The organism is Verrucomicrobiota bacterium, from assembly GCA_034440155.1.
Classification (GTDB): Bacteria; Verrucomicrobiota; Verrucomicrobiia; order JAWXBN01; family JAWXBN01; genus JAWXBN01.
Genome location: JAWXBN010000021.1, coordinates 1 through 11,418 on the forward strand (window position 1 = coordinate 1; position 11,418 = coordinate 11,418).

The 11,418-nt window shown below is 47.9% G+C and carries 13 protein-coding genes; 5 read left to right on the forward strand and 8 right to left on the reverse strand.

Annotated features, from left to right (window positions below; all coding sequences use genetic code 11):
* The coding region (locus tag SGI98_02050) for an AMP-binding protein (protein MDZ4742185.1) at positions 1–648 on the reverse strand (648 nt) is incomplete at its 3' end.
* 24 nt (positions 649–672) lie between these two features.
* Positions 673–1,380, reverse strand: coding sequence for a 16S rRNA (cytidine(1402)-2'-O)-methyltransferase (gene rsmI / locus SGI98_02055; GenBank protein ID MDZ4742186.1), 708 nt, complete (start codon positions 1,378–1,380; stop codon positions 673–675).
* A gap of 296 nt (positions 1,381–1,676) precedes the next feature.
* On the opposite strand from rsmI, the gene rpmB reads away from it, so the two are divergent.
* From rpmB to typA, 4 genes are all read left to right on the forward strand, one after another.
* A complete protein-coding gene (gene rpmB / locus SGI98_02060) occupies positions 1,677–1,940 on the forward strand; it encodes a 50S ribosomal protein L28 (protein MDZ4742187.1) in 264 nt (87 codons plus the stop codon).
* A gap of 5 nt (positions 1,941–1,945) precedes the next feature.
* Positions 1,946–2,188 carry a 30S ribosomal protein S18 gene (gene rpsR / locus SGI98_02065; protein ID MDZ4742188.1) on the forward strand — a complete coding sequence of 81 codons (243 nt, stop codon included), beginning with the start codon at positions 1,946–1,948 and terminating at the stop codon, positions 2,186–2,188.
* A gap of 95 nt (positions 2,189–2,283) precedes the next feature.
* Entirely contained in the window at positions 2,284–2,484 is a 201-nt protein-coding gene (locus SGI98_02070) for a hypothetical protein (GenBank protein MDZ4742189.1), read from the forward strand.
* A 219-nt stretch (positions 2,485–2,703) separates the two neighbouring features.
* The gene (gene typA, locus SGI98_02075) at positions 2,704–4,521 is read left to right on the forward strand and encodes a translational GTPase TypA (GenBank protein ID MDZ4742190.1); all 1,818 of its coding nucleotides are present in this window, start codon (positions 2,704–2,706) and stop codon (positions 4,519–4,521) included.
* Positions 4,522–4,604: 83 nt separating this feature from the next.
* On the opposite strand, the gene SGI98_02080 is transcribed toward typA, so the two are convergent.
* Entirely contained in the window at positions 4,605–6,053 is a 1,449-nt protein-coding gene (locus SGI98_02080; GenBank protein ID MDZ4742191.1) for a M23 family metallopeptidase, read from the reverse strand.
* 192 nt (positions 6,054–6,245) lie between these two features.
* On the opposite strand from SGI98_02080, the gene SGI98_02085 reads away from it, so the two are divergent.
* Positions 6,246–6,668 carry a hypothetical protein gene (locus tag SGI98_02085; protein MDZ4742192.1) on the forward strand — a complete coding sequence of 141 codons (423 nt, stop codon included), beginning with the start codon at positions 6,246–6,248 and terminating at the stop codon, positions 6,666–6,668.
* Between the two features lie 224 nt (positions 6,669–6,892).
* On the opposite strand, the gene guaA is transcribed toward SGI98_02085, so the two are convergent.
* The 5 genes from guaA to SGI98_02110 all read right to left on the reverse strand — a co-directional run.
* Complete coding sequence (guaA, locus tag SGI98_02090; protein ID MDZ4742193.1) at positions 6,893–8,431, reverse strand: glutamine-hydrolyzing GMP synthase; 1,539 nt, start codon at positions 8,429–8,431, stop codon at positions 6,893–6,895.
* Positions 8,432–8,513: 82 nt separating this feature from the next.
* Entirely contained in the window at positions 8,514–9,692 is a 1,179-nt protein-coding gene (locus SGI98_02095; GenBank protein ID MDZ4742194.1) for a GuaB3 family IMP dehydrogenase-related protein, read from the reverse strand.
* Positions 9,693–9,808: 116 nt separating this feature from the next.
* The gene (locus SGI98_02100; protein ID MDZ4742195.1) at positions 9,809–10,582 is read right to left on the reverse strand and encodes a hypothetical protein; all 774 of its coding nucleotides are present in this window, start codon (positions 10,580–10,582) and stop codon (positions 9,809–9,811) included.
* 47 nt (positions 10,583–10,629) lie between these two features.
* The gene (locus SGI98_02105; protein ID MDZ4742196.1) at positions 10,630–11,076 is read right to left on the reverse strand and encodes a biopolymer transporter ExbD; all 447 of its coding nucleotides are present in this window, start codon (positions 11,074–11,076) and stop codon (positions 10,630–10,632) included.
* A 3-nt stretch (positions 11,077–11,079) separates the two neighbouring features.
* The coding region (locus tag SGI98_02110; GenBank protein ID MDZ4742197.1) for a MotA/TolQ/ExbB proton channel family protein at positions 11,080–11,418 on the reverse strand (339 nt) is incomplete at its 5' end.

Here is an 11,418-nt window from a genome sequence, read left to right on the forward strand (position 1 = left end):
GGGTAATACCATGCAGACCGTCATCATAAAGCTATGGAACATCGGTAGGAGCAACGCAAACCGGTCTGCCTTGTAGGCGCTGAGGATTTTCTCGCAGCTTTTCACATTAGCCCCGATCGCCTTATGAGTGAGCATGGCCCCTTTGGGTTTACCGGTCGTGCCCGAGGTATAGATAATGACAGCCAAATCCCCAGAATAAAGCTGGGGAAACTCAAACTTGACCGATCTACCGACCTCTGAAAACTCGTGTTCCACCAGATAAATCCCGACTAACCCGGGCAATTTGCCGCGGAGTGCCTGATGGATATCCCGGAAATCCCCGGATGAAACCAACACCTTTATCTGGCAATCATTCAATATATACTGGATCTCGTCTGCCTTGAGCATGTTATTGATCGGGACCACCACAGCCCCAGCCAATAAAGCTCCGTAATAGGAAAAAACGTAATCCGGGGAATTTTTAAGTAGTATCCCGACTCGATCCCCTTTTCTCACCCCCATGGCCATGAGGGACCCCGCGATTTTTTCGATCCGGACATTCACATCACGGTAAGAAATTTTTTGCCCGTCATAAACAATGGCGATTTTATCACCATTTTCGCGGACACTTTGCTGGAATAAACTGATGAGTGTGAGTTGTGAATCCATAGGGCTGGTTTTTAAAAAAAACAATTAAACGGAAATCGGAGGAACTGACAAGGGTTTCGCATCCAGTCCTGAAACCAGAATGACCATTTCACCTTTTAAGGAACGCCCCACAAATTGGGCCTTCACCTCCGCCGGTGTGCCCCGCGCAAATTGCTCGTGGATCTTTGTTAATTCCCGGGCAAGAACAATTTGCCTGTCCGGAAAAACACTCTCCAGATCATCCAAGCAGGAAGCGATCCGGTGCGGGGACTCGTAAAAACAAATTGTTTCAGACCGGCCCAGCAATTTGCGGAAGACATTCTGACGCTGCGCCGATTTTACCGGCAAGAACCCACCAAAGTAGAATTCATCGGTGGACAATCCACTCCCTACCAAAGCCGAAATAATCGCACTGGCACCGGGAATGACCTCCAAAGGTAAACCTGCTGCTATCACCGCCCGGATGATCCTCGCCCCTGGATCGGAGATTCCGGGGGTCCCGGCATCCGAAATCAAGGCGACATTTGTCCCTTGGGCAATTTGCCCGGTTAATTCCGCCGTCCTCTTGGCTTCATTAAACTCATGGTAACTGACCAGTTTTTTTGAAATTTCAAAGTGGCGTAGCAAATTGCCCGAGTGTCGCGTATCTTCACAAGCCACCACATCCGCCTCCTTCAAAATGCGCAAGGCCCGCAGCGTGATATCCTCTAGATTCCCGATTGGTGTGGCCACAATGGATAATTTTCCGGTCATAAGTCAGGAAACTTAACCACAACCGGACAAATTCAAGAAGAAGAAAATAGGATACTGACTCACTGATACGATTAAACCGGAAGAATAATTAATCATCAGGAGAGACTGGAAATCTATATCAAAGGCAAGGAATCAAGCGTTATTTTGACTTAAACTCACCCTCCCTCCAGAAATCAATTTTCTTTATAATTATCGGCTCCCCTATTAAAAAGGTGAAAAACTCTTAAATTTCTACTTGCAGAGGAGTCGTTTTTTTTCTAAAGCTAAAAGTTCGCATTTTTTACAGGAAAGAATTTATGTCTAGAACATGCAGTATCACAGGAAAAAAACCGACTCTCGGAAACCGCATCAATCGTCGCGGTAAACCAAAAAAAGAGGGCGGCATCGGGACGCACGTCACATCCATGACGCGACGTTGGTTTAGACCAAACCTCAAGGAAAAAAGAATTTACGTTCCTGAGCTGAAACGATTCATCAAGATCAAGCTCAGTGTCCGTGCTCTTAAAACCATCAATAAAAACGGTGCCTATAGCACCCTCAAAGCCGCTGGAGTCATCTAAAGTTTATGGGTATCAAGAAGAAAAAATCAAAAGGGGTGATCATCCGCCGCAATACAACCCCTGTCGCCCGTAAACGCGTCGACATCTCCGGCGAAGCCCTTGAGTACAAGAATACCGAATTACTCAGGAAATTTGTGACTGAAAAAGGCAAACTCCTTCCCCGCCGTGTCACAGGTCTCCCTGCGAAGCTCCACCGCAAAATGACCAATGCGGTCAAACGTGCGCGTACAGCCCTCTTGATGAAGTAATTTTTATCAAGCCGCCTTTTGTTTTCCACCAAGGGAAAAAGGCGGCTTTTTTTTCAACCCCCTATTTATCTAACCCCACTCAAGGAGAAATCCCTATGTCATACAGTGTCGTCAGCAAAAAAAGCGGACAAAACTATTATCTGCATGGTCGTCCCACCAAATTACGTGGTGGTAAAGAAGTGACCCTTTATTATTTCGCCAAAGTAGCAGGCGAATTTGCCATTGACGCCTTGCCGGAAGGCAAAGTCGTTTCGGAAAACTCGAAAACGGGTCTTCCCATCCTCAAGAAGGCCTAAAACTAATCCGGGCCATTTCTAATTTTGAAGAAAGCGGCAGGTTATCCTGCCGCTTTTTTTATCTAAAAATGCATTAACCGCAATAAAAAGAATACATTCACCTGAATGAAACGAAATCGCGCTTGAGTCAAAGCGTAATCCCTGCTTAAACACACGGGCTTGAATTGAGAATTTAAGGATAACCGCCCCAAACAGGCCGGTTAAAGAAAGTAACAGAGTATGGAACAAAAGATCGAAAATATCCGGAATATCGCCATTATCGCCCACGTCGACCATGGTAAAACCACCCTCGTGGATCAATTACTGAAACAAGCCGGCACATTCCGGACAAATGAATCGACCTTTACCGAAGAGCGGATCATGGACTCCATGGACCTTGAAAGGGAAAAAGGGATCACGATCAAAGCCAAAAATGCCGCTTTTAAGTACAAGGAATTCCATATCAATATCGTGGACACTCCTGGCCACGCTGATTTCGGCGGTGAAGTCGAGCGTATCCTAAAGATGATTGACGGGGTTCTCCTCCTCGTGGACGCTTTTGACGGTCCCCAAGCCCAGACCCGTTTTGTCCTCCGCAAAGCCCTCGAGACAGGGGCAAAGCCCATCGTCGTCATCAATAAGATCGACCGAGAAAACTCCAATCCTCATAAAGTGCTCGACATGATTTTCGAGCTTTTTGTCGAGCTCCATGCCAGTGATGCGCAGCTGGACTTTCCCGTCATCTATGCCTCCGCAAAAAACGGTTTTGCCAAACTCGAAATGGACCAGGAAAGCAAGGACATGCTTCCCCTTTACGAGACGATTATTAATAAAGTGCCTCCACCGACAGCTGATCCCACCACCCCATTCGCGATGCTCGTGTCAAACCTTGACTACAGTGATTACCTGGGCCAGATCGCCTACGGAAAAATCTCCTCAGGTACGGTCAAAAAAGGTGATGTAGTTTATTGCATTAATGCTGCCGGTAAAAAGGTCAAAGCCACTATCACAGCAATCTTTTCCCACAGCGGCCTCGCCAAAGTAGAAATCCCCGAAGCCCAGTCCGGTAATATCGTCGGCCTCTCCGGCTTCGATGAGATTTATATCGGTGAAACAATTTGCGCCACTGAAAGCCAAGTACCCATCCCTTGTACAGAGATCGATCCCCCGACCATTAAGATGAATTTCTGCGTCAACGACTCCCCCCTCGCCGGTAAAGAAGGGCGCTTCCTGACTGCACGCCATCTCAAAGACCGTTTAACCCGCGAGACCTATACTAACGTCAGTCTCCATGTCGAAGAAACTGACTCCGCCTCAGTCTTTAATGTCTCCGGACGCGGCGAAATGCAAATCGCTATTTTAGTCGAGCAAATGCGCCGGGAAGGATTCGAACTCATGGTCTCACGCCCGGAAGTCATCTACAAAAAAGATGATAAGGGAAACACCCTCGAACCATACGAAACCATGTATGTCGAAGTCCCCTCAGAATTCCTCGGCGGTGTCCTCGAAAACCTCGCTACCCGCAAGGCGGAAATCGTCAACATGCAACATCATGAAAAGGATGTCAGTGTCGAGGCAGTCGTCCCCACCCGTGGAATTATCGGATTTGAGACCGACCTGATGAATTTGACCAAAGGCATGGGCGTCATGAGCCACCTTTTCAAAGAATATGCACCGTTTAAAGGTGAACTCGGCACACGCACCCGTGGAGCCCTCATCGCCATGGAAAGTGGGATTAGCACCACTTATTCACTCGTGAATATTCAGGAACGTGGACGCTTGTTTATCGATCCCCAAGTCGAGGTGTATGCCGGAATGGTTATTGGTGAAACTTCCCGCCCGGAAGATCTCATTGTAAACCCTTGCAAAGCAAAACAGCTCACAAACATGCGTTCCCAAGGTGATGGAAAGGCTGACGGGCTCGAACCCGCCTTGAATATGAGCTTGGAACGTGCCCTCGAGTACATCTCATCGGATGAATACCTCGAAGTCACACCGGCCAAATTGCGCATCCGTAAAAAAGTCCTCGATCACAGCGCCCGCAAACGGTCTTCATAATCTGGATTAATCCTCATTTACTCATACCCCGTTCATAAAAGTGACCGGGGTATTTTTTTGTCCTAAAATATAACTAGCCTTGATTAGTGTTCTCGGGTGGATATTTCCACCGGCTGGATATCATCTTGGGCTTGGGCGAGCTCGTTTAAGAAAAGGGCCAGCCTGATCGCGGTATTATTCACCTGCCCCATGGCACGCGAGATTTCCTTTTTCGCTTTGATTTCTAAGGGATTATCCATCAAGGATAAGGTTTGCTCCCTTGGTGGCTCTGAATCGTTTGTGGTCTTTGTGATTGATTCGTCTACCAGCAAGAGCTGGTCGAGATTCACCTCGATTAGGCCACCTTGTTTAGAACGGTTTGCTAACGCTTCAGCAATCAGGATTCTTTCGGTTTTGAGGGCCGCCTCGCTCATCTCTGGATCATCGAGAGAGTCATTAGCCATGTGCTGCTCAAAGTGAACCACCCGGTCATCATCATCCTCTTTGAGTTTGGCATACTTTTGGGCCACCCCGCTCGGCAAATTACCGAGTTCATCAGATATATTTTTTTCAGCTACAGCCTGAGCCATTTGCGTTTCAGCTTTGACCTGTTTATTTTGTTTCGCCATTACTTTTTTCGCATCAATCACACTGGGAGCGACATCGCCTGCATCAGCCAAAAATGTTTGATCAGCTTGTTCATCCGTAGGTGAAGACTTTCCCTTTTTGTCTTTTCCAGTGAGCTGGGCCAGTCTGGGTAGGGAAGACATAATTGATTTCTTGATCGAAGCGAGTCTTCCATCCTCGGGTGTGACAATATCAATATCGATAGATTGAACCCCTGCCTTTGGTAAAGGAACCCCCTTATTTTCAGCCAAAAAACGGGTATCCGATGCTACGGTGAGTTTGGGGAAAGGAATCCTGCCGGGAAAATTACCCGGTCTTTGCACAAGGATCAAATCAGGTGACCCCTTGGGCCTACGGGCAGAGATGAAATTAAAACCATCTAAAAAAAACTCCCTACCCTTGCGATATCCAATCCTCACAAATTGGCCGGGTTTATCCCGTAACTCAAAATGTAGATGGGCAGAATATAGGCCGTTACCCGTGCCGATTGTCCCGACCTTCTGCCCGCGTTTCACTACATCCCCACGGGAAACCGAGATCGAATTCATATGGGAATAAAGGGTTTCAACAATCCTAATTTTGCCATTTTCCCTGAATTTATGGACGATAAATACCGTTTTTCCATACCCCATCCGGATATCCGAAGCACTGATGACCAGACCATGGGCTACCGAATAAATGGGATCTCCCAAATCAGTATTTCCCCCTCCCTCACCATTCCAGTCTTCGCCCAAATGCCGACCTTTTAGTCCACGGGAAAGATAATAATTCTCACCGTTGGGTTTTCCGACCGGCAAATCAAACCCATCCGCAAATGGAATCTTTTGTGAATCAATGACTTGTGAGTATAGTTTTCCAGACGAAAAACCCATCCCGACAATCCATACCAGAAGACAAAATGCGATTTTGAGAGGGATTTTTATCATTTTATATATAAAAAACATGCTTACCTTACACGGCAGCAAGCTTTTTTCAAGATTCTAATAGAATCATCCATGTTTATTAGACACGGGATAAGGCAAATTTGTTAGAAAATTCTTTATGAATAATTTGATCTCTACCCTCGTCATAATATTCACTCACTCTTCATGACTGAGAAACAATAACAGGATATAAATATGAATACGTTTGGCCGCTTAGTTTTACTTCTCCTCCTCGTCACATTTCTCACCGGATGCTCGACTATCCAAAGTCGAACAAAGGAAAGACAAGGTGCTTTTAATGCACTCTCACCCAATGATAAACAACTCGTCCAACAAGGCATGATCCGGACAGGTATGAATACCGATGCTGTCTATATCGCGATGGGAACCCCTACCCGAAAAAAGATCAAACAATCTGATAAGGGTGACTTTTCTTCCTGGTATTACGACCGGACATTGAGTGATACCATCCCCCAATGGTCTTATGCCTATGCTCAGGATGATTGTGGTAATGTCGTGGCATATCCTTATTATGACCCCATTTACACCTACTACAATGTTCCTTTTATTAAAGTCACTTTCAAGAATGGCAAAGTCATCCAGTGGGAACAAAAATAGAATTATTCATACCAGACCGGGCAATTTGCTCTTGTGTAAATATTTCACGCAAAGATCCTCTCAGGAACGAAAAGGTTTTTTAGAGTTCCATTTAGGCTAAGCGGCCCGCTTACCTCTTGGAGCAAATTGCTCATGGCTAATGGGAAAGGACATAGTCAGTTCGCGTTTACCTTCTCCTATTTTTCCAGAGTTAGAAAATAAAGGATCAAAGAAAGCGGCAATTATTATTCCCACTCGATGGTGCCGGGAGGTTTGGAGGTAATGTCGTAAACACAACGGTTCACACCTTTGACCTCATTAATGATCCGGCTGGAAATCGTGCCGAGTAAGTCGTGGGGAAGATGAACCCAATCGGCGGTCATGCCGTCGGAGCTCTCCACGATGCGCACGGCGACGGTCTCAGCATAGGTGCGCTCATCCCCCATGACCCCGACACTTTTCACCGGGAGGAGGACAGCAAAGGCCTGCCAAACCTTCTGGTACCAGCCGCTCTTTTTCATTTCATCAATGACGATGGCATCCGCCTCACGTGTAATGGCGATGCGTTCGCGTGTCAGCGGCCCGAGGACCCGCACCCCGAGGCCAGGACCCGGGAATGGATGACGGTTCACGATTTCAGGAGGGAGCCCGAGCTCCTCACCCACCTTACGGACCTCGTCTTTAAAGAGGCAACGGAGGGGTTCGAGTAATTTAAATTTCATATCCTTGGGCAGCCCACCGACATTGTGGTGGCTTTTGATCTTGGCCGCGGGATTACCACAAATAGGCACACTCTCGATCACATCAGGATAAAGGGTGCCTTGGGCGAGGAATTTTGCGTGGCCGACTTGTTTCATGGCCCGTTGAAAGACATAGACGAATTCATTACCGATAATCTTGCGCTTGGCCTCGGGTTCGGTCACCCCGCGCAATTTGCTGAGGAAGACATTCGTGGCATCGACGTATTTGAGATTCACCCGGAAATTCTTCCGGAAAACAGTCTGGACAATCTTATCCTCATTCTTGCGCAGGAGTCCATTATTGACAAAGATCGCGACCATTTGTTTACCGATGGCCTTATGAATCAAGGCCGCCGCCACACTGGAGTCGACCCCGCCGCTCAGGCCGAGGATCACGCGGTCCTTCCCCACTGTCTCACGGATCTGGGCAATGGATTGCTCGATATAAGATTTCATCGTCCAGGAAGGTTTTGCCCCGCAAATACTGAGGATAAAGTTACTCAGGATTTTTTTACCCAGAGGGGTGTGCGAGACTTCGGGGTGGAACTGGATCCCGAAGAAATTCTTCCCCTTAAGCTCGAGCCCTGCATATTCACAATTATCCGTCTGGGCGATGATTTTAAAATCTTTGGGTAATTTGACCAGTTTATCCCCGTGGGAATTCCATACCTGGAGCTTTTTGGGTAATCCTTTAAAAAGGGCACTGGCAGACTTCACCGTCAGGGTTCCTTTGCCGTATTCACGTTTTGTCCCACGGGCGACTTTTCCGCCGAGGAATTTCGCCATGATCTGGAGCCCGTAACAAATCCCCAAGATCGGGACACCGAGATTAAAAATCTCGGGATCGGGCATCGGGGCATTCTCCGAATAAACACTGGATGGACCGCCGGAGAGGATGATTCCGGAAGGATTCATGCCTGCGATTTTTTTCGCACTCGTATTGTATTTAAGAATCTCCGAGTAAACATGAGCCTCGCGCACACGGCGGGCGATGACTTGGGTATATTGGGAGCCGAAATCTAAAATAATAATACGATCACTCACGGGATATTATCCTTCCTGAAAAAAATAAAATTAAAAAAATCCCCCGCAATGGGGTTCATTCCGGGGATTCTAATCAAAAATACTATCGTGTCCCCATCCCGACATTTTGCACCGTTTGGAAAAGTTTTCCTTCAGTCTTAATGCTGGGGGCGATGATAATTTCCGTGCGTTGGAATTCACGAATATCTGCGGCGCCGACATTCCCCATACAAGTAGTGATCGCACCGATGAGATTCTGGGAACCGTCATCGACTGTCGCTGGTCCAAAGAGGATTTGTTTCAAGGAACCGGTCACGCCGACTTTAATCCTTGTGCCCCGTGGCAGGTTTGCATGGGGAGTGGCCATGCCCCAATGGTTACCTTGGCCGGGGGCTTCTTGGGCGCGGGCAAATGCACTCCCGATCATGACAGCATCAGAGCCGCAGGCAAAGGCCTTACAGACGTCTCCACCCTTGCTCATGCCGCCGTCGGTGATAATCGGCACATAATGGGCACTGCGTTTAAAGTATTCATCACGGGCAGCTGCACAATCCGCTGTGGCTGTGACTTGGGGCACACCGAGGCCCAGCACACCGCGTGAGGTACATGCGGCACCGGGACCGACCCCGATCAGGACAGCGGCGACACCAGTTTCCATAAGCTCTAAGGTCGCACTGTAGGTCACGGTATTTCCCACGATCACCGGGAAATTCATTTTTTTACAAAAATCGGCAATATGCAAAGTCTTATACTCGCTGGAAATATGGCGGACAGTGGAGACGGTGGATTGGATAAAGAACACATCACAGCCGGCATCCTGGGCAATTTGCCCGTAACGCTCAGCCTTTTGTGGAAGGGAGCTGACAGCGGCTACGACACCGGCGGCTTTAAGCTCTTGGACACGTTTGGCGATGAGTTCTTCCTTGATGGGGGCCAAGTAAAGCCTCTGGATTAATTCCGTGACTTTTTCTTTGTCGGCCGTGGCGATTTCAGAGAGCACTTCCGCAGGGTTTTCATAACGGGTTTGCACTCCCTCAAGATTAATCACACCTAATCCGCCGAGTTTACCCATTTCTATGCAGAATTTCACATCAGTAACCCCGTCCATGGCACTGGCCATGATCGGAATCGTGAGCTCAATGGGCTGACCGGATTTGGTCGGGATCTGGAATTTTGTATCCACCTCATTAGGATTGATGGTGATATCTCCCGGCACCAAGGCGATCTCATCAAAACCATAAGTCACGCGTGCTTTGCGATTACGTCCAATCCACATTCCCATAAATTTTTCCTCAAGAATTGATGTTAAAATAAAGTCTTATTCTGAGAAGGAAAACAGCAACATCCGACCCAGAGTCGAAATAATAGGAATGGAACACGTTTGGGCAAGCTGTTTTTTTAGGGAGTCGCCCCTTTTTTAGAAGTTCCCTCCGGCTTAGCCGCCCATTTAACCTCGACTTCACTCCAGACTAATGTGGCATTTAATGCCGAATCCACCGGCTGAAGGGATGCCTTCTGTAAGGCACGGATCACCTCCATATCTGCCTCCACAGAGCCACTGGAACGTTCCATCAGCACAAAATCGATCCTGCCAGAGAGTGTGACAGCGATTTTCACAATCCCGGGATTCAGTACCCCCGTCAGATTCTCCGGATTGGCAATCACCGGCTTATCTTTCCACTTACGCCCACGCAAAATGCTTTTCTGGAGGCTGAAATCCGCTTCCACCGCAGTCGGGGCCACAGCGACGATCGGGGTGAGCCCTTCTCGGTTCTGCACAAAACTCGTTGAAGGCTTATATTTAAGATAATGAGGCACCATTTCATGAATCGCCCCGGTAAAGTCCGCCGGGTCTTCTGTTGTTTTTCCCATATCAGAGGCCACCCAAAATTCTTTTTCTTTGACCACACTGGCGATATCAAGATTAATCACTTCCGCACTCCGGTCAGTGTAACTCCATCGGTGTGGCCTGAATAAAAACATCGGTTCCCTTAACTCCAGTTTATCAGGAAGGTCGTGCCCCCCGTCGCGGGGGACCACTTGCACCCGGGGAATCGTCATCATGGTGATATCGGGCACACGGAAAAACTCCTCTTCATTTTTAATGCGGCCCCCGTGCCAGAATTTCACTAGGAGGAAATGAATGCTGAAAACCACCGCAAAAATGATCAAAAAAACCTTTAAATCTGCCTGCAAATATCGTTTCAGCCCGGGGGATATCATTTGCTGGAGGGTTTTTGTGCGGCTTCCTGCGTACCGATCACCACGGGTAACCCCGTGGATAAGATCGCACTCATGACCTCGAGGACAGCGGCTTGGGAAAGGTTCTCATCAGCACGTAATAAAACAGTCTGGCTGGAGTCTTTTTCGGCTTGTTTACTCAATGCCGCTTTTAAACCGTCAAGGCCATCGATCTTTTCGTCATTCATATAGATAACAGGCTTCGCATCATCCTTATCAAGCATTCCCACTGTCACAATCAGGCGTGTCTGGGGCAGGTAACTGGCCACACTCGTCGAGGGCAGACTGACTTTCACTCGGATACCCGGCTGCAAAATCAGCGTCGAACATAAAAGAAAGAAAAAAAGAAGCAGCAAAATCACGGTGACCATGGGAACCATGTCCATGGGCCTGATAACAAGCTTGAGTTCCTGCCTGAGTTTCATCCGTTATTTTTTATCGGTTTTCGATTCTTCCGCATCAATATTCGTGATTTTCGAAGGCATCTTACTGGTTTTATCCTCCATCGAGATCACATTTTCCGGACGGGCACTGAAAAAGGCGATGAGTTCCAAAGAAACCTTCTCCATATCGTACACAATCCCTCGTATGACGGAGACAATGTAATTATAAACGATGTAACAAGGGATCGAAACGATTAACCCGGCAGCAGCCGTGACAAGAGCCTTCCAGATTCCTCCCGCTAAGTTACTCACACTCACTCCGGCCCCGATCCTTTGGATTTCTTGGAAAGCCTCCATCATCCCGACCACCGTCCCGAGTAAACC

What these genes read in the sequence shown, in the direction of transcription:
- SGI98_02085 (MDZ4742192.1), top strand. Translation starts at nt 6,246, where the DNA reads ATGAATACGTTTGGCCGCTTAGTTTTACTTCTCCTCCTCGTCACATTT.
- typA (MDZ4742190.1), top strand. Translation starts at nt 2,704, where the DNA reads ATGGAACAAAAGATCGAAAATATCCGGAATATCGCCATTATCGCCCAC.
- SGI98_02095 (MDZ4742194.1), bottom strand. Translation starts at nt 9,692, where the DNA reads ATGGGAATGTGGATTGGACGTAATCGCAAAGCACGCGTGACTTATGGT.
- SGI98_02070 (MDZ4742189.1), top strand. Translation starts at nt 2,284, where the DNA reads ATGTCATACAGTGTCGTCAGCAAAAAAAGCGGACAAAACTATTATCTG.
- rpmB (MDZ4742187.1), top strand. Translation starts at nt 1,677, where the DNA reads ATGTCTAGAACATGCAGTATCACAGGAAAAAAACCGACTCTCGGAAAC.
- SGI98_02105 (MDZ4742196.1), bottom strand. Translation starts at nt 11,076, where the DNA reads ATGAAACTCAGGCAGGAACTCAAGCTTGTTATCAGGCCCATGGACATG.
- SGI98_02080 (MDZ4742191.1), bottom strand. Translation starts at nt 6,053, where the DNA reads ATGATAAAAATCCCTCTCAAAATCGCATTTTGTCTTCTGGTATGGATT.
- rsmI (MDZ4742186.1), bottom strand. Translation starts at nt 1,380, where the DNA reads ATGACCGGAAAATTATCCATTGTGGCCACACCAATCGGGAATCTAGAG.
- rpsR (MDZ4742188.1), top strand. Translation starts at nt 1,946, where the DNA reads ATGGGTATCAAGAAGAAAAAATCAAAAGGGGTGATCATCCGCCGCAAT.